Source organism: Pseudomonas sp. JUb42, from assembly GCF_024807945.1.
Classification (GTDB): Bacteria; Pseudomonadota; Gammaproteobacteria; order Pseudomonadales; family Pseudomonadaceae; genus Aquipseudomonas.
This window is the reverse complement of the sequence record NZ_JANUFD010000001.1, coordinates 198,120-219,010: the sequence shown is the minus strand read 5'-3', so window position 1 is coordinate 219,010 and position 20,891 is coordinate 198,120. Positions and strand designations below refer to the sequence as shown.

Genomic DNA, 20,891 nt, shown 5'->3' with positions numbered 1-20,891 from the left:
GATGACTGACTCGATGAAACGCCTGCCCCCGCTACCCGCCCTGCACACGTTCCTGATCACTGCCCAGTGCTGCAATTTCACGCGGGCGGCGGAGCTGTTGCATATCACCCAAGGCGCGGTCAGCCGGCAGATTTCCGGGCTGGAGAGCCATCTGGGCTACCCACTGTTCCAGCGCCAGGCCCGGGGCTTGAGCCTGACGGCACAGGGGCGGGAACTGTTTCCACGGATCCAGCAAGTGTTCGCCCTGATCGATGAAGCGGTGGAACAGGTCGGGGTCAAGCGCGACGCCCTGCAACTCAAGGCCCCCACCTGCATGATGCGCTGGCTGCTGCCGCGCTTGTTGCAGTGGCAGAAGGAACGCCCGGATGTGCCGGTGGAGCTGACGACCACCGTGCAGCACGCGGTGGATTTTCGCCGCGAGCAGTTCGATGCCGCTGTGGTCTACGGGGCGCCGCCAGACAACGCCATGGAAGTGCACCATATCTTCGATGAGCTGCTGACCCCGGTCTGCTCGCAACAATTGCTCGACGGCCCGGTGCCAATCCAGGACCTCAGCGACCTGGAACAGCACATGCTGCTGCACCCGACCCGGGACCAGCGTGACTGGGAGCAGTGGCTCAAGGTCGCGGGCACCACCCTGAGCAATATCAGCAAGGGCCAGCATTTCGACACCCTGGACTTGGCCATGTCGGTCGCCTCCCAAGGCACGGGCGTAGCTATTGGCGACTGGTCGCTGATCGGCGAAGACCTGGGCGCCGGGCGCCTGGTCATGCCGTTCGAACTCAAGGTGCGGACCGGCGCGGCTTATTATTTCGTCTTCCCGTCACGGCCCGACGCCTCGCCGCAGTTGCGCGAGTTGATTGACTGGTTGTTGGTGCAGGCCAGGGAGCGGGTGGTTGGCTGACGAGTAGCAGCGATTTCGGGGACGCTATTGTGGGAGCGAATGTGGGAGCGAATTCATTCGCGAAAGCGGTGTGCCAAGCGATGAAGATGCGTCTAATGTACCGGCCCCTTCGCGAATAAATTCGCTCCCACGCGATTTGCCACCTGCCCAGATTAGTGATTACTGCGTGACTGCGCGGCGTCGTAGGCGGGGCGGGATCTCCCAAAGAGTTTGCTCCAGACTTTCTCTACTCAGACTCTAACGAGTGACGGAATTCAAGTGACCGATCGTCTGCTTCTTTCCTACACCCGCGCAAATCCTGTCCTACAATTTCCTTAGGTCGTTTCTCAAGCAAGATCGAGGAAAACGTCATGAGGATAACAACAAGAAAATGCTTGGCCGTCATCGCTGCAACTGCCGTCCTGGCCATTTACGGTGCCGGTGCCTACCGGATTGAGATGGCGCGCCAGAGCCCGCATCTGGCCAGCTGCAATTTCGGGCATTGTTACCCGACGTCAGCAACCTTCGCCGCCCTGCGATGACGTAAAAAAACCGGATTTCGCGGTGCCAAGGCAGCTACCGATTAGCCTGCTATCGGATTAGACTGGCATGACTTCTCCCGCCCTTTTGCGGGTCATTGTCTGCCGAGTCCTGCCTTGACCAACCTCAATCAGACCACGCCCTCCATCCGCAGCGTTCTGTTCGCGTTGATGATGGCGGTGTTTCTCAGCGCCCTCGATCAAACCATCGTTGCCGTGTCGATACCGGCTATTTCCGCGCAGTTCAGGGATTTTGACCTTCTGGCCTGGGTGATTTCCGCCTATATGGTTGCGCTGACCGTGGCCGTGCCGATTTACGGCAAGCTCGGCGACCTGTACGGGAGGCGCAAGATCATGTTGTTCGGCCTGGGCCTGTTTACCCTGGCCTCGCTGTTCTGCGGCATGGCGCAAAGCATGGAGCAACTGGTGTTGGCGCGGGTGCTACAGGGGGTCGGCGCGGGCGGCATGGTGTCGATCAGCCAGGCGATCATTGGCGACATCGTGCCGCCTCGCGAACGTGGCCGTTATCAGGGCTACTTCAGCGGCATGTACGCCCTGGCCAGTGTCGCCGGGCCAGTGCTGGGCGGGGTCATGACCGAGTATGTGTCCTGGCGCTGGGTATTTCTGATCAACCTGCCGCTGGGCCTGCTCGCCTGGATCACTGCCCAGCGCACGCTGCGCGGCCTGCCAGTGCCCAATCGCAAACCGGTGATCGACTACGTCGGCACACTGTTGATGATCGTCGGCCTGACCGCCCTGCTGCTGGGCATCACCGAAATCGGTCAGGGCCATGACTGGCGTGATCGGCAGGTGCTCGCCCAACTGGGCGTGGCGCTGCTGGCGCTGATCGTCTTCGTGACGTTTGAACGGCGTACCCGCGAACCGCTGCTGCCCATGCACCTGTTCGCCAATCGCAGCGCGGTGTTGTGCTGGTGCACGGTGTTCTTCACCAGTTTCCAGGCCATTTCCCTGATCGTGCTGGTGCCGCTGCGCTTCCAGACCGTAACCGGCGGTGGCGCTGACAGTGCGGCCATTCACCTGCTGCCGCTGGCTCTGGGCATGCCCATGGGCGCCTTCATGGGCGGGCGGCGCACATCGCTGACCGGGCGCTATCAGCCAATCATCCTCACCGGCGCCCTGCTGATGCCCCTGGCCATCCTCGGCATGGCCTTTACCCCACCGGAGTCGGCCCTGCTGACCGGGCTTTTCATGCTGCTGACGGGCATCGCCTGCGGTTTGCAGTTCCCGACCTCACTGGTCGGTACACAGAACTCGGTGGCGATACAGGACATGGGCGTCGGCACCAGCACCACCAATCTGTTCCGCTCCCTGGGCGGCGCCGTGGGCGTGGCCTGCATGTCGACGATTCTGCTGGCGATGTTGCAGGGCACCGACCTGGCTCATCTGACGGGAGCAGGCATTGGTGTCGAGGGCAGTTCAGGGAATGTACTGATGGACAGCCTCAATGCCGCCAGCGGTCCGGCATTGCTGCATTTGCGCGAGGAACTGGGCATAACGTTTCGCCAGTTGTTCATGATCAACGCCGGTATTGCCCTGCTGGGTCTGGCAGCGGCGCTGGCAATGCCGAATAACCTGCTGCGTGGGAGAGGTCACAAGGATAACTGACGCCGTTGGAGCGAGGCTTGCCCGCGAATAAAGCAATGCGGTGTGTCAGGTATACCCTGTCATCGCTCTTCGCGGGCAAGCCTCGCTCCAACGGATTGTGATACCGCATTCGTCACTGGCTGTAATACCCCACTGCCACCAGGTAATGGCCCACCTTGCGAATATAGGCATGCTTGTTCTCGACCTTACCGGTCACCGGGTTGCGCCAGTGGTATTCGTACTGCCCTTCATCCTGCTTACGCGCCAGCGCGAGGATCGGCGCCCCTACCGGCTTACCCTGAGGATCCTTGACCTTATTGAAGTCGGTATTGACCAGGCGCAGATTGGTGCCGTGGGCGACATAGCGGTTGTCGTCGAGATTGACCACAAACACGTAGAGATCGTCCTGGATAAAGCCGCCACTGAGGTTGTTGATCGCTGCCAGGGTCGCGCTTTCGTCGCGCTTGAGGGCATCGCTGGCTTTGTCCAGCAGGACCCGGGCCTGCTCGGCCGAAGCACGAGGTACGTAGTAACCCACCGCAAGGATGCGTTCACCCACGCGCTGGAAATACACGCGTTTGCGCTCGACTTTACCGTCAGCCCAATTATTCCAGCGGTACTCGGCCTGCTGGATGCCCTTGCTTTCCGGGGTCTGCAACACGTCCTTGAAGGCTTTCTGCAAGTCCGGCTCGAGCACCTGGGATACATCGCGCCCGATCAAGGCCACTGATGGACCGCCGCTGGCCAACATCACACCCTTGGTATCGACTACGAAGACATAGCGCTCACCATCAATGAATTCGCCCTGGCGGCTGAAAGCGGCAAACGCCTTGTCGCCGTCGTTCTGATAACGCGCCACCGCCCGCTCCAGCAACGCCTTGGCCGCTGGCGCCTGGTCGGGGCTCGCAGCCCCGGCCACAGCAGGCCCCGCCAGGACAAGACCCAGCCAGCTCAAGACAGAGGTGAGAACGACATTTCGTGACAGCCGCCGCATGGCAAATCCTCAAGGGTAGGTTTGCGCAACAGCTTAGCCGCAGGCGTTCTATGGGGAAGCATTCACACGGAGGGGCGACGGCTTTCGGCTGGAGTTTGTCTCGAATGCCGCTTTGGAACGCAGAATATTCCTACAGATGTATCAGAAGATTTCCTGAATATTCACTGAAGATTCTACGAAAACCTATAGCCTGCGGGGCATTGTCCGCGAACATGAAGATAGGTAAGGACTGGGTAAAGCCGCTGTCTCAATGCTCCATACTTAGATATAGATGCAGACGAAGCAGCATAAGGCTATATTGGCCAATCGCTGCCATGGCAGCGATTATTCGGTCAGTCACGCAAGGCTGGACTCAGGCGCAACATATCGAGCCCGGCATCCACCAGCCGTTCGGCGTCCTGACACAGGCAATAGGCATCACCGATCAGCAACCATTGGCGCAGGATGCCGTCGATGTAAGCGTGCAGGCAGATCGAGGCACGCGCGGTATTCAGGGAAGCGGGCAACTGGCCCTTGCGTACGGCATTACTCAGCGCCAATCCAATCCGGCAGTTGCCTTCGAGCAAAGCCGCCTGACGCTGGCGACGCAGGTCACACATCTCATCGGTAAATTCGCATTTATGGAACAGGATTTCATTGATGCGACGGGTTTTCGGGTCCAGGGCAACTTGATGAAACAGGTGAATCAGCAGTTTTTTCATACAGCCAAGCGGGTCGGCTTCGTCTTCGCTTTCGCTGGCCTGGGCAAGCGCCTCCAGGGGTTCGTGAATGCTGTCGAGCATCGCCTGGACCAGATCCGCCTTGTTACTGAAATGCCAATAGATAGCACCACGGCTGACGCCCGCGAGGTTGGCGATATCGGCAAGCGTGGTACGGGAAACCCCGCGCTCATAGAACGCTTGCTCGGCAGCTTCGAGAATCTGGCTGCGGGTAGCCTGCGCTTCCTCTTTGGTACGTCGGACCATGGCAGTAAAACCTCAATGAAAATGCCGCACGCTGCCTCTATGGGTAACGTCGGAGTAACGCGAGCGATGCTAAATGATGCCCGCCCGGCTATTTACAAACAACCGTGAATGTAAGTATATTCATTAGCATGCTACTTATCCAGTTTCAATTTCTGCCCTATCACTTTTCTTGAGCACCAGGCTCCTGACCCGAGGATCTTCATGCAATTCAAGCCAGCTGTTACCGTACTGGTCACCGCCGTCGCCTTGGCATCACTGCTCAGCGGATGCGGCAAAAAAGAAGAAGCGGCTCCCGCTTCGGCACCCCCGCCTCCTCAGGTCGGCGTAGTCACCCTCAAGGCTCAGTCCTACACCCTGACTTCCGAGCTGCCGGGGCGTACCACCGCCTTCCGCATCGCTGAAGTCCGGCCGCAGGTCAACGGCATCATTCTCAAGCGTCTGTTCACCGAAGGCAGCGACGTCAAGGCCGGTCAGCAGCTGTATCAGATCGACCCTGCTCTGTATGAAGCCACCGCCAACAGTGCCAAGGCCACGCTGCAATCGGCCAAGTCCCTGGCTGATCGCTACAAGCAACTGATTGCCGAACAGGCCGTCAGCCGCCAGGAACTGGACAACGCCCAGGCCACCGCACTGGAAGCCCAGGCAGCCCTGCAAACCGCCGAGATCAACCTGCGCTACACCAAGGTGCTGGCGCCGATTTCCGGCCGTATCGGTCGCTCTTCGGTGACTGAAGGTGCCCTGGTTAGCAGCTCCCAGGCCGATGCCATGGCAACCATCCAGCAACTGGACCCTATCTATGTCGACGTCGTGCAGTCTTCGGCTGACATGCTGCGCCTGCGCGCCGACCTGGAAAGCGGCAAGTTGCAGAAAGCCGGTGACAACGCCGCCAAGGTCAAGCTGACCCTGGAAGACAACAGCGTCTACGGCCAGGAAGGCAAGCTGGAGTTCTCGGAAGTCTCGGTTGACCAGACCACCGGCTCTGTCACTCTGCGCGCCGTGTTCCCCAACCCTGACCATCGCCTGCTGCCCGGTATGTTCGTCCACGCCCGCCTGCAGGCCGGTGTGAATGACTCGGCCATTCTGGTTCCGCAACAAGGCGTGACCCGCGACCTCAAGGGCACTCCGACCTCGCTGATCGTCAACAAGGACAACAAGGTTGAGTTGCGTACCCTGGTCGCCAACCGCACCGTCGGCAGCGAATGGCTGGTGGAGAAAGGTCTGGATGCCGGTGATCGTGTCATTACCGAAGGCCTGCAGTTCGTCAAGCCAGGCGCGGAAGTGAAAGTCACCGAAGCGAGCAACGTGGCCAAGCCAGCGGCCCCTGCCTCGGCATCTGAAAAAGCCTCAGGCAGTAAAGCGGAGTAATTCATGTCGAAATTTTTTATCGACCGCCCCATTTTCGCCTGGGTAATTGCCCTGGTGATCATGCTGGTCGGGGCTCTGGCAATCTTCAATTTGCCGATCAACCAATACCCGGCCATTGCGCCACCGGCCATTGCCATTCAGGTGACCTACCCAGGTGCGTCTGCACAGACCGTGCAGGACACCGTGGTTCAGGTGATCGAGCAGCAACTTAACGGTATCGATAACCTGCGTTATGTCAGCTCGGAAAGTAACTCCGACGGCAGCATGACCATTACTGCGACCTTCAATCAGGGCACCAACCCCGATACGGCCCAGGTTCAGGTGCAGAACAAGCTGAACCTGGCCACCCCGCTGCTGCCGCAAGAAGTGCAGCAGCAGGGTATCCGTGTAACCAAGGCCGTAAAGAACTTCCTGATGGTGATCGGCCTGGTGTCCGAGGATGGCAGCATGGCCAAGGAAGACTTGGCCAACTACATCGTTTCCAACATGCAGGACCCGATCTCGCGGACCTCCGGCGTGGGTGACTTCCAGGTCTTCGGTGCCCAGTACGCCATGCGTATCTGGCTCGATCCGGCCAAGCTGAACAACTTCCAGCTGACGCCGGGTGACGTGAAGACAGCGGTTGCCGGCCAGAACGTGCAGATCTCGTCCGGTCAATTGGGCGGCCTACCTGCGGTGAAGAACCAGCAGCTCAACGCCACGATCATCGGCAAGACCCGCCTGCAGACTGCCGAGCAGTTCGGCAACGTATTGCTCAAGGTCAACCAGGACGGTTCGCAAGTGCGTATCCGTGATGTCGGCACCGTCGGCCTGGGCGCTGAAAACTACAGCGTCGATGCTCAGTTCAACGGTAAGCCTGCTTCCGGTCTGGCGATCAAGCTGGCCACCGGCGCCAACGCCCTGGACACCGCCAAGGCCATCCGTGCCACGGTTGCCAAGCTGGAGCCGTTCTTCCCGCCGGGCATGAAAGCGGTTTATCCGTATGACACCACGCCCGTGGTCAGCGAATCGATTACCGGGGTCGTCCATACCCTGGGTGAAGCGATCATCCTGGTGTTCCTGGTGATGTACCTGTTCCTGCAGAACATTCGCGCCACGATCATCACCACCATGACCGTACCGGTGGTACTGCTGGGCACCTTCGGCATCCTTGCCGCAGCCGGCTTCACCATCAACACCCTGACCATGTTCGGCATGATCCTGGCCATCGGCCTGCTGGTGGACGACGCCATCGTTGTGGTGGAGAACGTCGAGCGGGTGATGGCCGAGGAAAAACTTTCGCCCCGCGATGCGACGATCAAGTCCATGGGCCAGATCCAGGGCGCTCTGGTCGGTATCGCCATGGTGCTTTCGGCGGTACTGCTGCCGATGGCGTTCTTCGGCGGCTCCACCGGTGTGATCTACAAACAGTTCTCCATCACCATCGTCTCGGCCATGGCCCTCTCGGTACTGGTAGCGCTGATCTTCACTCCAGCCCTTTGCGCCACCATGCTGGCGCCGATCGACCACGAGAAACACGGCCAACCCCGCCGCGGTTTCTTCGGCTGGTTCAACCGTACCTTCGACCGCAGCGTACTGAGCTATGAGCGCGGCGTGGGCAACATGCTCAAGCACAAGATCCCGGCGCTGTTGGTCTATGCGCTGATCTTCGCCGGCATGATATGGATGTTTACTCGCATCCCGAGCGCGTTCCTGCCGGAAGAAGACCAGGGCGTTATTTTCGCCCAGGTACAAACCCCAGCAGGTTCCTCCGCTGCCCGAACCCAGGACGTTCTGGACAAGGCGCGCGAGTACCTGCTCACCGAAGAGAGCGGCGCGGTCAAGTCGGTATTTACGGTAAACGGTTTCAACTTTGCCGGTCGCGGTCAAAGCTCGGCACTGGCCTTCATCCTGCTCAAGCCGTGGGATGAGCGTAATTCAGACAACAGCGTATTTGCCTTGGCCAAACGCGCTCAGGCGCACTTCGGCACCTTCCGCGACGCCCTGTCCTTCGCCGTGGTTCCGCCGTCGGTACTGGAACTGGGTAACGCCACCGGCTTCGACCTGTACTTGCAGGATCAGGGCGGCGTGGGTCACGCCAAGCTGATGGAAGCGCGCAACATGTTCCTCGGCATGGCTTCGCAAAGCAAAATCCTCGCAGGTGTGCGTCCGAACGGCCTGAACGATGAGCCCCAGTACCAACTGGTGATCGATGACGAACGCGCCAGCGCCCAGGGCGTCTCGCTGACCGATATCAACACCACACTGTCCATCGCCTTCGGCGGCAACTACGTCAACGACTTCATCGACCGTGGTCGGGTGAAGAAGGTGTACGTACAGGGCCAACCCAATGCGCGGATGAAGCCTGAGGACCTGAAGAAGTGGTACGTGCGCAACAGCGCCGGGACCATGGTGCCGTTCGACTCCTTCGCCACCGGGCAATGGGTCTACGGCTCGCCGAAGCTGTCGCGCTACAACGGCGTACCGGCCGAGGAAGTCCTGGGTACTCCGGCACCGGGCTACAGCTCCGGCCAGGCCATGGCGGAAGTCGAAGCCATCGTCAAGAAACTCCCGGCGGGCATCGGCTACTCCTGGACCGGCCTGTCGTACGAAGAGCGCCTGTCGGGCTCCCAGGCGCCAGCGCTGTATGCCATTTCGATCCTGATGGTGTTCCTCTGCCTCGCGGCCCTGTATGAAAGCTGGTCGATTCCGATCGCGGTCATCCTGGTCGTACCGCTGGGGGTTATCGGTGCGTTGATGGCCACCAGCCTGCGCGGCCTGTCCAACGACGTGTTCTTCCAGGTGGGTCTGTTGGTGACGGTGGGTCTGGCGGCGAAAAACGCCATCCTTATCGTCGAGTTCGCCAAAGAACTGCATGAACAGGGCAAAGGTCTGGTCGAAGCGACCATCGAGGCCTGCCGGATGCGTCTGCGTCCGATCATCATGACCTCCATGGCGTTCATCCTTGGCGTTGTGCCACTATCGATCTCCACAGGCGCCGGTTCGGGTAGCCAGCACTCCATCGGTACTGGTGTAATTGGCGGTATGATCACCGCCGTTGTCCTGGCGATCTTCTGGGTACCGCTGTTCTTCGTGGCGATCTCCAGCCTGTTCAAGGGCAAGCAGAAACAGCACGCAATTTCACACGATGAGGCTGGCCAATGAGCAAGTCCCTGATCTCTCTGGCAGTCACCGCGTTCATTCTCGGCGGCTGCTCACTGATCCCCGAATACAACCAGCCCAAGGCGCCGGTCGCCGCGCAGTACCCGCAAGGTCCGGCCTACTCGCCGACCGAGTCGGCCAACGTCGCGGCGGCCGAACAGGGCTGGCGGCAGTTTTTCCATGACGCGGCCCTGCAACAGTTGATCCAGACGGCCCTGGTCAATAACCGCGACCTGCGTGTCGCGGCCCTGAACATCGACGCCTACCGCGCGCAGTACCGCATCCAGCGTGCCGATCTGTTCCCGGCCGTGTCCGCCGATGGCAGCGGCAGCCGCCAGCGGGTTCCGGCAGATCTGTCGACCAGCGGTAAAGCCGGCATTACCAGTCAGTATTCGGCTACCGTAGGCGTCAGCGCCTACGAGCTGGATCTGTTCGGTCGTGTGCGCAGCCTCAGCGAGCAGGCACTGGAAACCTACTTCTCCAGTGAAGAAGCCCGTCGCAGCACGCAGATCAGCCTGGTGGCCAACGTCGCCAACGCTTATCTGACCTGGCAGGCGGACAAGGAGCAGCTCAAGCTCACCGAAGACACCCTCGGTGCCTTCGAGCAGAGCTTCAAGCTGACCTCGCGCAGCAATGAAGTCGGTGTCGCTTCGGCGCTGGACCTGGCCCAGTCACGGACCTCGGTGGAAAGCGCCCGGGTCAAGCTGGCCCAGTACCAACGCCTGGTGGCCCAGGACCTGAACAACCTGACCCTGCTCTTGGGCACCGGCCTGCCAGCCAACCTGCCAGCAGCGCAGCCGTTAAGTGCTGACCTGCTGACGCCACTGCCAGCAGGCCTGCCGTCGGAGCTGCTGCAACGTCGTCCAGACATCCTCCAGGCCGAGCACCAGCTCAAGGCCGCCAACGCCAATATCGGCGCGGCGCGGGCTGCGTTCTTCCCGAGCATCAGCCTGACCGCCAACGCCGGTACCCTCAGCCCGGATCTGTCCGGGTTGTTCAACGGCGGTTCCGGCACCTGGTTGTTCAAGCCGAGCATCAGCCTGCCGATCTTCAACGCCGGTAGCCTGCGTGCCAGCCTGGACTACTCCAAGATCCAGAAAGACATCGGCGTGGCCAACTACGAAAAATCCATCCAGACCGCCTTCCAGGAAGTCTCCGATGGCCTGGCCGCACGCAAGACCTACAGCGAACAGCTGCAGGCCCAGCGTGATTTCGTCAACGCCAACCAGGACTACTACCGTCTGGCCGAGCGTCGCTACCGCATCGGGATCGACAGCAACCTGACCTTCCTCGATGCCCAGCGCTCGCTGTTCAGCGCCCAGCAGTCGCTGATCAGCGACCGCCTGTCCCAGCTGACCAGCGAGGTCAATCTGTACAAGGCCCTGGGTGGCGGCTGGAACGAGCAGACGCAGAAGGTCCAGCCGATCTCTACCGAGAAGCCGGCAGTGCAACTGTTCTAATTCATGGTTGTTGATTAAAGCTGTAACCAAAATGCCCCGACTTGTTCGGGGCATTTTGGTTTGTGCCGGATGACAACAACCACCGTTGGAGCGAGGCTTGCCCGCGAATGATTCACCGCAAGGCATCTGACAATCCACATCGTCTGGTTCGCGGGCAAGCCTCGCTCCAACGAGTATCCCCATCCCCAAAAAAAACCCACCTGACTCGGTGGGTTTTCTTATTTCTGCCTACCGCTCAGATCAATGATCGTGATGCAGGTACGCCGGTTGTTTCGGCAGGCGCAGGCTGAACAGGAAGGCCACGGCCATCATCACCGTCACGTACCAGTAGAAGTTGTTTTCCACCCCCTGGGCCTTCAGGCTCAGGGCCACGTATTCAGCCGAACCGCCGAATGCGGCGTTGGCCACCGCGTAGGAAAGGCCAACACCCAGGGCGCGGATCTGTGGCGGGAACATCTCGGCTTTTACCAGGCCGCTGATAGAGGTGTAGAAGCTGACAATGGCCAGGGCCAGGGTGATCAGCAGGAACGCCATGAACGGGTCGGTGGTGGTCTTGAGAGTCATCAGCAACGGTACGGTGCAGAGAGTACCCAGGCCGCCGAACAGCATCATTGAGTTACGCCGACCGATGCGGTCAGCCAGCATGCCGAACAGTGGCTGCATGCACATGTACACGAACAGCGCACCGGTCATGACGTAGCTGGCGGTCTTGGCATTCATGCCGCCGGTGTTGACCAGGAACTTCTGCATGTAAGTGGTGAAAGTGTAGAAAATCAGCGAGCCGCCAGCGGTGTAGCCCAGCACGGTAATGAAGGCGGCTTTATGGTTGCGGAACAATGCCGCCATGCTGCCTGCGTCCTTGTCCTGACGGGTTTCCTTGCTGGTGGTTTCCTTGAGCGAGCGACGCAGGAACAGGGAGATCACCGCCGCAATGGCGCCGACCACGAACGGGATGCGCCAGCCGTAGGCCTTGAGCTCTTCAGTGCTGAGGAATTGTTGCAGGATCACCACGGTCAACACTGCCAGCAACTGGCCGCCGATCAGGGTCACGTACTGGAACGAGCCGAGGAAGCCGCGCTGACCGCGCATGGCAACTTCACTCATATAAGTTGCAGTAGTGCCGTATTCGCCACCGACCGACAGGCCTTGCAGCAGTCGCGCCAGCAGCAACAGCGCTGGAGCCAGGGCACCAATGGAGGCATAGGTCGGCAAACAGGCGATGATCAGCGAGCCGCCGCACATCATCAGGACCGAGATCATCATCGAATTCTTGCGCCCGTGCTTATCGGCCACACGACCGAACAGCCAGCCACCGATCGGCCGCATCAGGAAGCCTGCGGCAAACACACCGGCCGTGTTGAGCAACTGCACAGTCGGGTCGTCGGACGGGAAGAAAGCCGGTGCAAAGTAAATCGCGCAAAAGGCGTAAACGTAAAAGTCGAACCACTCGACAAGGTTGCCCGAAGAAGCACCCACGATCGCAAAGATTCTGTTCTTGCGCTCTTCAGAGGTATACGGCGTTGTCGTTGTCATTATTTTCCCCAGTTTTATTTAATCGCACGTTCCTGGATACAATCTGTAACATCCTTGCGCCACCAGCACAATCGCCCAGACCATCGCGCTGCCCTTTCGTGGAGGCAGCCCGATAGCCCGGGCGGTTGTAACGATGTGGGTTGTGCAGGCCTATCGCTCGATAGCCAAAGCCAACCCCTGTCCTACTCCTACACACATAGTGGCAAGGCCTTTACGCCCGCCGGTTTTTTCCAATTGATGCAGCGCGGTCAAGACCAGACGTGCACCGCTCATGCCCAGTGGATGCCCCAACGCGATGGCCCCGCCATTCGGATTGACCTGGGGTGCATCGTCCGCCAGGCCCAGTTCGCGCAGCACCGCGAGCCCTTGGCTGGCAAAGGCTTCGTTGAGTTCGATGACATCGAAATCGCTCACCGCCAGGCCCAGACGCTCGACCAGCTTGCGCACCGCCGGGACCGGGCCGATGCCCATGACCCGAGGCGCCACGCCTGCGCTGGCCATACCGAGAATCTTCGCGCGCGGCGTCAGACCGTGTTTCTTCACCGCGTCGGCCGAGGCCAGGATCAAGGCGGCGGCGCCATCATTGACGCCAGAAGCGTTGCCTGCGGTGACGGTCTTGTCCGGGCCGTTGACCGGTTTCAATTTGCTCAGGGCTTGCAGGGTCGTGTCAGCCCGTGGATGCTCATCCTGCTCGACGATGGTCTCGCCCTTCTTGTGGGCAACCCGCACCGGCACGATCTCGTCAGCGAAAAAACCTGCGGTCTGAGACGCTGCCGCGCGCTGTTGGCTGCGCAAGGCAAAGGCATCCTGATCGGCGCGGGAAATGCCAAAGTCATCGGCCACGTTATCGCCAGTCTGCGGCATCGAATCGACGCCATACTGAGCCTTCATCAACGGGTTGATAAAGCGCCAGCCGATGGTGGTGTCTTCCAGCTTCATAGTGCGCGAATAAGCCGAGTCGGCCTTGCCCATGACGAATGGCGCACGGGACATCGACTCCACGCCACCGGCAATCGCCAGTTCCATCTCGCCGCTGGCAATGGCGCGGAACGCCGTACCGATGGCGTCCATGCCCGAGGCGCACAGACGGTTCAACGTCACCCCAGGGATAGTCTCCGGCAGGCCAGCCAACAAGGCGGCCATGCGCGCGACGTTGCGGTTGTCCTCGCCCGCCTGGTTGGCGCAACCGAGGAACACCTCGTCCACGTCATTCCAGTTCACCGACGGGTTGCGCTCCATCAACGCCTTGATCGGCACGGCGGCCAGGTCATCGGCACGGACCGTGGCCAGGCCACCGCCAAAGCGGCCGATGGGGGTGCGAATGGCATCGCAGATAAAGACGTCACGCATCAGGCTTCTCCCGGCGCTTGGCCGTGGGCGGCAGCGGTGCGCGCTTCCAGATCACGCAGGGCACTCAGCTCGGTTTCGGTTGGCTCGACGGAGTACACCACTTCGTCGGCAAAGCGCACGGCCCAACCGGTGGCGGCGACGACCTGTTCGCGGGTCACGCCCGGATGCAGTGTCGTCACGACAAATTCATGGGTACCGGCTTCCGGCTCCATCACACAGAGGTCGGTGATGATGCCCACCGGCCCGGCGCCAGGCAGGCCGAGGCGTTTGCGCGAGTCGCCGCCTTCGCCGTGGCCAACCGAAGTCATGAAGTCCAGCTTGTCGACGAACGAACGCGACGACTGCTTGAGGATGATCAGCACCGACTTGGCGGAACCGGCAATTTCTGGCGCGCCACCGGCACCCGGCAGGCGCACTTTCGGGTTGTGGTAATCGCCGACCACGGTGGTGTTGATATTGCCGAAACGGTCGACCTGAGCCGCACCGAGAAAGCCCACATCAACACGGCCGCCCTGCAACCAGTAACGGAAGATTTCGCTGGTGGCGACCACAGTATCAGCGGTTTCCGCCAGCTCGCCGTCACCAATGGACAGCGGCAGCACATTGGGCTTGGCACCAATCGGGCCCGATTCGTAGATCAGCACCACGTCAGGAGCCGAGGTCAGGCGGGCCAGGTTGGCGGCCTTGGAAGGCAGGCCGATGCCGACAAAGCACACCGCGCCATTGCGCAGGCGACGGGCAGCAGCCACGGTCATCATTTCATTAGTCGTGTAAGTCATTACTTTGCCTCCGCAGCAGTGGCCGCCAACTTGCTCTGGAATTCGCTGAAATCCTTGGTGCCGTGAATGTATTCGTTGATCCAGGCGGTAAAGGTCTCGCGGTCACGGGCGATCGGGTCCCACGCCTGATAGAACGGGTTATCACGCTCGTAGTAGCCGTGAGCGTAGGACGGATGTGCGCCACCAGGGACATGGCAGACCGCGCTCAAGGCCCAGGTCGGCAGCACGCAGGCGTTCATCGGTGCCTTGAGGTCGTCGACTATTTCTTCCACGGTGACGATGCAGCGCTTGGCGGCCAGGGCGGCTTCTTTCTGCACACCGAGAATCCCCCATAGCAGCACATTGCCCTTGCGGTCGGCTTTCTGCGCATGGATCACGGTGACATCAGGGCGCACGGCAGGCACGGCGGCCAGCACTTCACCGGTAAACGGGCAGGTCACGGTCTTGATCAACGGGTTGACCTTGGGCAGGTCCGAACCGGCGTAGGCACGCAGCACCGCGAATGGCAGTCCGGACGCACCGGCAACATAGGCATTGGCCAGGTCGGCATGGCTGTGTTCTTCGATTTCCAGGGCGTGGGGCCATTGTTTTTCCACGGCATCGCGCAGGCGATGCAGCGAACCGACACCTGGGTTACCGCCCCACGAGAAAATCAGCTTTTTCGCACAGCCCGCGCCGATCAACTGGTCATAGACCAGATCCGGCGTCATGCGTACCAGGGTCAGGTCTTTCTTGCCCTGGCGAATGATTTCGTGGCCAGCGGCGTTGGGGATCAGATGGGTGAAGCCTTCCAGTGCAACGGTGTCGCCATCGTTGACGAATTGCTTCACGGCATCGTGCAGAGAAATGACTTCAGCCATGAGGTGCTCCCAAACTCAACATCACAATCAGTGGATGGCGCAGGTGCGCCGGGATGTGATTGAGGTTAAGCCTGGGCTGGCGGCTGGACAATCCGATAATCGACTAAGTGTTCGTTAATCGCACAATTCTATTCGAGCAACCCGTTGGAGCGAGGCTTACCCGCGAAGGCTTCGACACGGTGTACCTGCTATATCGCGTCGAAGCCTTCGCGGGCAAGCCTCGCTCCCACAGGGCTGGTTCAATCAGCCAGAGGTTGTCCCCAATATCAGGTAAACAACTGCGTACTCAAATCGCGACTGGCATCAAGCATGATAGGCAGAAAACGTTGTTCCAACTCGCTGCGCGCCACGCGTCCGGCGCTGGTACTGACATTCAGCGCCGCCAGCACCTGGCCCGAAGCGTCGTACACCGGTACGGCAATCGAACGCAGGCCCTGCTCCAGCTCCTGATCGACGATGCACCAACCCTGCTGGCGCACCAGTTGCAGGCATTCCAGCAAGGCTTCGGGCGTGCGCAGGGTGCGGCTGGTCTTGGGTTGCAGGTCGACGTGGTCGAGGTATTCGTGCAGGGACACATCATCCAGCGCCGCCAGCAAAATCCGCCCCATGGACGTGCAATACGCCGGCAAACGGCCGCCGACTGACAGATCCACCGAGATCAGGCGCTGGGTCGTGGCTGAACGGGCGATATAAAGGATGTCGTCGCCCTCAAGGGTCGCCATGTTGCAGGCTTCGTGCAGCTCGTCGCTCATGCGGTCCAGATAGGGCTGCGAGGACACCGCCAGGGGCGTGGAGGACAGATAGGCATGACCCAGGGTCAAGACCTTGGGCAACAGCGAGTAAGTCCGCCCGTCGGTGGTGGCATAACCGAGCTTGATCAGGGTATGCAGGCAGCGCCGCACGGCCGCACGGGGGATCTCGGTGCGGTGGCTGATCTGGGCGATGGTCAGATGCCGTTTGCGCTCCTGGAAGGCATGGATGACCGCCAGACCACGGGCCAGCGAGGTCATGAAATCCGGGTCACCGGTCAGTGCCTGGATCCGCTTGGCGGGCGATGCCACGATGGGCGGCGCCAGAGAAGCAAAAGAATTTCGCAGTTCATCGTTCATCCCGACACCTCATCACGTCCACGCAGGCCCTGTAAACAGGGGCTTGCAGGATTTTTATGCTAATGCCCCGCATTCGCTTTGGGCGATTATCGAACGACTGGCCGATAATCGCAATTGACCCGTTGCAGAGATGCTTATACCTTTACACCTGCCTTACAGTGACTTCTTGGAAATACTGGTCAGGTACCCACTGAGAAGTCCAAGGCACGGCCTTGCTCATGAAGCAAGGCCGTTTTTCTTCCCTCGGCCAACTCCGGCCGCGCCAGGCGCAATTTCTTGCCTTTAATACTGGCTAGTCCATCGTCCTGAAACCCTTGTCAGAATGTTGCCATCGCGCGCCAATATTTCGTGGGTAAAAGTTTTGTCATATCTATCAGCTGACCAAAACTTCAGAAACGTCGTACAGAAAAACAGTACCCCGGTAACTCATGCAGTAGTCCGGCAACATATAGAGTTGACGTCAACCAAGTTCTTGGAGATAGTGACAAGCACTTGACTGGCTATTACTCCTGCCGGAATTGCGTCCGCATCTATGCCGGACGTGGTGCAGATCGATTGTATCGAAGTCGCTACACAGCGAATTCGCCGTCACCCGGCCAGAACCTCCAGTCAGGCAGCCCCAAATGAATGATTGTCGCTACGACAACGGTATGTTCTGGTGCCCGTAGCCGCGAGCTGCAAGAACGTGTTCGCCCTGTCGCGAGAAGGTCCGCCAGCCGGGATTGTTCAACGAACTCCCCGGCTCAATATGAAAATGGTCTTCCTGCGACGCGACACTTCCCGCGCTCTGCGTTAACACCGGATTAAACTCGACTTAATCAGGTAACAAAGTGACTAAAGATGAACTGCGCGCGGAACTTGAGCGCCAGGAACAACGCTACAAGGAAGTATACGGCGGGGAAATCACCACCTACGCCGCGCAACCCGAACCCGAACGCAAGCCATGGCGCAAAAAAGCCAGCGTGCTGGATCAGGCATTCAAGAATGAACTGCAGAAAATGGAACAGGATCTGAAAGAAGAATCCTGATTCAGGCTGCTTGCGAGAAGCCCGGGCAACTCGGACGGACACGAGGGTCGTCGGCTCTGCATTGGTTTTACACAAAACCACTGCACTGCCACCTGCTCATTCAACGCAGGACGGCCGCCGGGCGTTGTATACAAAAGTTGTTATCGCGTGATTTCCCACGCGTCTTGACGACTGACCCTGATCAAAAAAGCGCACGGTCGGCAGATACCAATCAGCGGCTGTCATATCGGTCTGTATTTTTTCTGTCATAATCCCGCCCCCTTCAGACCGGGTCAGAAAACCTTCATGATCGATTTATTCAGCGGGCTAGATGCTTGGGTGCTTGTGAGCCTGTTGCTCGCCCTGGCCTTCGTCCTCACCTTCGAGTTCATCAACGGCTTTCATGACACCGCCAACGCGGTGGCGACAGTCATTTACACCAAGGCAATGCCCCCGCACCTGGCGGTGTTCTTTTCGGGCGTGTTCAACTTCCTTGGTGTGCTGCTGGGCGGTGTTGGCGTCGCTTATGCCATCGTCCATCTGTTGCCGGTCGAGTTGCTGATCAACGTCAACACCGGCCACGGCCTGGCCATGGTGTTCTCCCTGCTGGCGGCGGCCATTGCCTGGAACCTGGGCACCTGGTATTTCGGCATTCCGGCTTCCAGCTCCCATACGCTGATCGGCTCGATCCTCGGTGTCGGTCTGGCCAATGCCCTGATCAACGATATTCCGCTGTCCGAGGGCGTGAACTGGCAGAAAGCGATTGATATCGGTGCGTCCCTGGTGTTCTCGCCATTGGCCGGTTTCATCGTTGCCGGCCTGGTGCTGCTGGCCCTGAAAGCCTGGCGCCCGCTGTCGAAGATGCACAAGACCCCGGATCAGCGTCGCAAGCTGGACGACAAGAAACACCCGCCGTTCTGGAATCGCCTGGTTCTGGTGATCTCGGCCATGGCCGTCAGCTTCGTGCACGGCTCCAACGACGGCCAGAAAGGTATCGGCCTGATCATGCTGGTACTGATCGGCATCGTTCCGGCGCAGTTCGTCCTCGACCTGAGCAGCACCACCTATCAGATCGAGCGCACCCGTGACGCGGCTCAACATATGAGTCAGTTCTATCAGCGCAACAGCGATACCCTGGGTGAATTCCTGGCGCTGGGCAAAGCCCCTGCCGGTGACCTGCCAGGGCGATTCAGCTGCAACCCGGAGCAGACCGAAGCGACCATCGCGGCCCTGCTGACGACCCTCAACGGTGTGACCGATTACCACTCGCTGACCGCTGAGCATCGCATCGAAGCCCGTCGCTACCTGCTGTGCCTGGATGACACCGCACGCAAGGTCGGCAAGCTGCCCGCCCTGGCGGCACGGGAAAAATCCGACCTGGACAAACTGCGCAAGGACCTCACTGCGCCTACCGAATACGCGCCCTTCTGGGTGATCCTGGCCGTAGCCCTGGCCCTGGGCGTCGGCACCATGGTCGGCTGGAAACGCGTCGTCCTGACCATCGGCGAGAAGATCGGCAAGCAAGGCATGACCTATGCCCAGGGCATGTCGGCGCAGATCACCACGGCAAGCGCCATCGGCTTGGCCAACGTGTTCAGCCTGCCGGTGTCGACGACCCATATCCTGTCGTCCGGCGTCGCCGGGACCATGGTGGCGAACAAAAGCGGCCTGCAGGGCGGCACCATCCGCAACATCCTCATGGCCTGGGTCCTGACCCTGCCCGTGACCATCGGCCTGGCCGCCGGCCTGTTCTGGCTGGCTTCCAAAGTCCTGGCCTGATCAGTGACCGCAAGGCGATGCCCACGGGCATCGCCTTGTTGCTTCAGCGCCGCCGCTTGCTGCCCAGCAACGAACCCATCAAGCCCCTGACCAATTCGCGGCCAATCTGACTGACGGCCTGACGCATAGCCGATTTCAGCGCCTGTCCGGCCACCCCGCCCAGAAACTCCCCGGCCATATCGCCCAGTCCCTTCTCCTCGGGCACCGCTACCTCAGGCTTGGCCACCGACGCTTTGCGAGCCAGCAGCTCATAAGCCGACTCACGATCAAAGGCCTGATCGTAACGTCCGGCCAGGGCCGACTGACGCATCAGCGTCGCTCGCTCTTGCTCGCTCAACGGGCCGATACGCGACTGCGGCGGCGCAATCAGCACCCGCTGGACCATGGCGGGCGTGCCCTTCTCTTCCAGAGTGCCGACCAACGCCTCGCCGGTGCCCAATTGAGTCAATGCGGCCAAGGCATCGATGGCCGGATTGGGCCGAAAACCGTCGGCTACGGCGCGCAGGGACTTCTGTTCCTTGGCAGTAAATGCCCGCAAGCCATGCTGAATGCGCAGGCCCAATTGTGCGAGCACGTTGTCCGGCAAATCGCCGGGAGACTGGGTAACAAAAAACACCCCGACGCCCTTCGAGCGAATCAACCGCACCACCTGTTCCAATCGTTCGCGCAAAGCCACCGGGGTCCCGGTAAACAGTAAATGAGCCTCGTCAAAAAACAGCGCGAGCAACGGCTTGTCGGCGTCGCCGCGCTCCGGCAATTGCTCGAACAACTCCGCCAACAGCCATAACAGGAACGTGGCATAAACCTTGGGCGACTCATGCACCAGGCGACTGGCTTCCAACAGATGAATACGCCCCCGGCCACTGCTGTCCGGATGCAGCAGGTCTTCGAGTTGCAACGCTGGCTCGCCGAACAAGGCTTCAGCGCCCTGCTGCTCAAGTACTGCCAGGCGCCGCAGTAACGCCTGGCTCGAACCGGTGGTCATCAGCGCGCTGTCTTCCCCCAACAGTTGCGGGTTGTCCTTGAGGTGATTGAGTAGCGCCTTGAGGTCCTTTATATCCAGCAGCAACAGGCCCTCGCGATCCGCGACCTTGAAGGCGGCGTACAGGGTCGATTGCTGGCTGTCGGTCAGCTCCAGCAGATTGCCCAGTAGCAACGGCCCCATATCCGACAAAGTGGTGCGCAAAGGATGTCCTGACTGACCGTGCACATCCCACAAGGTCACCGGATAAGCCCGGGACTCATAATCCAGCCACGGCATGCCGGCAATCCGCTCGGCCACTTTGCCCTGAGGCGCACTCGGCGCGCCCAGGCCGCACAGGTCACCTTTTATATCGGCGGCGAACACTGCGACACCGGCATCACTGAAGGCTTCCGCCAGGCGTTGCAGGGTGACGGTCTTGCCGGTCCCGGTCGCCCCCGCGATCAGGCCATGACGGTTACACAGGCGCAGGGCCTGACTCACCGCCAGCCCGTCAGGACCGGCACCAAGGACAACAGAAAGAGACTCAGACATGACATC

The 20,891-nt window shown here is 60.3% G+C and carries 15 protein-coding genes; 7 read left to right on the top strand and 8 right to left on the bottom strand.

Going from position 1 to position 20,891, the window contains the following annotated elements:
- Window positions 1-13: 13 nt before the first annotated feature.
- Both M2401_RS01040 and M2401_RS01035 read left to right on the top strand, forming a co-directional pair.
- On the top strand, window positions 14-904 hold the full coding sequence (locus tag M2401_RS01040; RefSeq protein ID WP_259098515.1) for a LysR substrate-binding domain-containing protein: 891 nt from the start codon (window positions 14-16) through the stop codon (window positions 902-904).
- A gap of 635 nt (window positions 905-1,539) precedes the next feature.
- A complete protein-coding gene (locus tag M2401_RS01035; RefSeq protein WP_259098513.1) occupies window positions 1,540-3,048 on the top strand; it encodes an MDR family MFS transporter in 1,509 nt (502 codons plus the stop codon).
- Between the two features lie 112 nt (window positions 3,049-3,160).
- Here M2401_RS01035 and M2401_RS01030 read toward each other — a convergent pair whose 3' ends face one another.
- Both M2401_RS01030 and M2401_RS01025 read right to left on the bottom strand, forming a co-directional pair.
- The gene (locus M2401_RS01030; RefSeq protein ID WP_259098512.1) at window positions 3,161-4,021 is read right to left on the bottom strand and encodes a cache domain-containing protein; all 861 of its coding nucleotides are present in this window, start codon (window positions 4,019-4,021) and stop codon (window positions 3,161-3,163) included.
- Between the two features lie 332 nt (window positions 4,022-4,353).
- Window positions 4,354-4,986: a TetR family transcriptional regulator gene (locus M2401_RS01025; RefSeq protein ID WP_259098510.1), complete on the bottom strand. Its 633-nt coding sequence runs from the start codon at window positions 4,984-4,986 to the stop codon at window positions 4,354-4,356.
- A 201-nt stretch (window positions 4,987-5,187) separates the two neighbouring features.
- On the opposite strand from M2401_RS01025, the gene M2401_RS01020 reads away from it, so the two are divergent.
- From M2401_RS01020 to adeC, 3 genes are read left to right on the top strand one after another with little or no spacing between them, the layout of a single operon-like run.
- On the top strand, window positions 5,188-6,351 hold the full coding sequence (locus M2401_RS01020) for an efflux RND transporter periplasmic adaptor subunit (protein WP_259098509.1): 1,164 nt from the start codon (window positions 5,188-5,190) through the stop codon (window positions 6,349-6,351).
- 3 nt (window positions 6,352-6,354) lie between these two features.
- Window positions 6,355-9,495 carry an efflux RND transporter permease subunit gene (locus tag M2401_RS01015; RefSeq protein WP_259098506.1) on the top strand — a complete coding sequence of 1,047 codons (3,141 nt, stop codon included), beginning with the start codon at window positions 6,355-6,357 and terminating at the stop codon, window positions 9,493-9,495.
- Complete coding sequence (gene adeC / locus M2401_RS01010) at window positions 9,492-10,952, top strand: AdeC/AdeK/OprM family multidrug efflux complex outer membrane factor (protein WP_259098504.1); 1,461 nt, start codon at window positions 9,492-9,494, stop codon at window positions 10,950-10,952. Before M2401_RS01015 ends, adeC begins: the two co-directional genes overlap by 4 nt.
- Window positions 10,953-11,192: 240 nt before the next feature.
- On the opposite strand, the gene M2401_RS01005 is transcribed toward adeC, so the two are convergent.
- The 5 genes from M2401_RS01005 to pcaR form a co-directional block, all read right to left on the bottom strand.
- Entirely contained in the window at window positions 11,193-12,485 is a 1,293-nt protein-coding gene (locus M2401_RS01005; RefSeq protein WP_259098501.1) for an MFS family transporter, read from the bottom strand.
- Between the two features lie 150 nt (window positions 12,486-12,635).
- Entirely contained in the window at window positions 12,636-13,838 is a 1,203-nt protein-coding gene (gene pcaF / locus M2401_RS01000) for a 3-oxoadipyl-CoA thiolase (RefSeq protein ID WP_259099842.1), read from the bottom strand.
- A complete protein-coding gene (locus tag M2401_RS00995; protein ID WP_259098499.1) occupies window positions 13,835-14,614 on the bottom strand; it encodes a CoA-transferase subunit beta in 780 nt (259 codons plus the stop codon). Before M2401_RS00995 ends, pcaF begins: the two co-directional genes overlap by 4 nt.
- Window positions 14,614-15,474 (bottom strand): CoA transferase subunit A, encoded by an 861-nt coding sequence (locus M2401_RS00990; protein WP_259098498.1) that lies wholly within the window; start codon window positions 15,472-15,474, stop codon window positions 14,614-14,616. Before M2401_RS00990 ends, M2401_RS00995 begins: the two co-directional genes overlap by 1 nt.
- A gap of 266 nt (window positions 15,475-15,740) precedes the next feature.
- Window positions 15,741-16,583: a pca regulon transcriptional regulator PcaR gene (gene pcaR / locus M2401_RS00985; protein WP_259098496.1), complete on the bottom strand. Its 843-nt coding sequence runs from the start codon at window positions 16,581-16,583 to the stop codon at window positions 15,741-15,743.
- Between the two features lie 830 nt (window positions 16,584-17,413).
- On the opposite strand from pcaR, the gene M2401_RS00980 reads away from it, so the two are divergent.
- The gene (locus M2401_RS00980; RefSeq protein WP_259098494.1) at window positions 17,414-17,611 is read left to right on the top strand and encodes a hypothetical protein; all 198 of its coding nucleotides are present in this window, start codon (window positions 17,414-17,416) and stop codon (window positions 17,609-17,611) included.
- A gap of 285 nt (window positions 17,612-17,896) precedes the next feature.
- Window positions 17,897-19,369 (top strand): inorganic phosphate transporter, encoded by a 1,473-nt coding sequence (locus M2401_RS00975; protein WP_259098493.1) that lies wholly within the window; start codon window positions 17,897-17,899, stop codon window positions 19,367-19,369.
- A gap of 43 nt (window positions 19,370-19,412) precedes the next feature.
- Here the strand turns inward: M2401_RS00975 and M2401_RS00970 are convergent, their stop codons facing one another.
- On the bottom strand, window positions 19,413-20,885 hold the full coding sequence (locus M2401_RS00970) for a DUF853 domain-containing protein (RefSeq protein ID WP_259098491.1): 1,473 nt from the start codon (window positions 20,883-20,885) through the stop codon (window positions 19,413-19,415).
- Window positions 20,886-20,891 lie beyond the last annotated feature (6 nt).

Coding starts and splice junctions, on each gene's coding strand:
- M2401_RS01040 (WP_259098515.1), top strand. CDS start 14: ATGAAACGCCTGCCCCCGCTACCCGCCCTGCACACGTTCCTGATCACT.
- M2401_RS01030 (WP_259098512.1), bottom strand. CDS start 4,021: ATGCGGCGGCTGTCACGAAATGTCGTTCTCACCTCTGTCTTGAGCTGG.
- M2401_RS01025 (WP_259098510.1), bottom strand. CDS start 4,986: ATGGTCCGACGTACCAAAGAGGAAGCGCAGGCTACCCGCAGCCAGATT.
- M2401_RS01020 (WP_259098509.1), top strand. CDS start 5,188: ATGCAATTCAAGCCAGCTGTTACCGTACTGGTCACCGCCGTCGCCTTG.
- M2401_RS01015 (WP_259098506.1), top strand. CDS start 6,355: ATGTCGAAATTTTTTATCGACCGCCCCATTTTCGCCTGGGTAATTGCC.
- adeC (WP_259098504.1), top strand. CDS start 9,492: ATGAGCAAGTCCCTGATCTCTCTGGCAGTCACCGCGTTCATTCTCGGC.
- M2401_RS01005 (WP_259098501.1), bottom strand. CDS start 12,485: ATGACAACGACAACGCCGTATACCTCTGAAGAGCGCAAGAACAGAATC.
- M2401_RS00995 (WP_259098499.1), bottom strand. CDS start 14,614: ATGACTTACACGACTAATGAAATGATGACCGTGGCTGCTGCCCGTCGC.
- M2401_RS00990 (WP_259098498.1), bottom strand. CDS start 15,474: ATGGCTGAAGTCATTTCTCTGCACGATGCCGTGAAGCAATTCGTCAAC.
- pcaR (WP_259098496.1), bottom strand. CDS start 16,583: ATGAACGATGAACTGCGAAATTCTTTTGCTTCTCTGGCGCCGCCCATC.
- M2401_RS00975 (WP_259098493.1), top strand. CDS start 17,897: ATGATCGATTTATTCAGCGGGCTAGATGCTTGGGTGCTTGTGAGCCTG.
- M2401_RS00970 (WP_259098491.1), bottom strand. CDS start 20,885: ATGTCTGAGTCTCTTTCTGTTGTCCTTGGTGCCGGTCCTGACGGGCTG.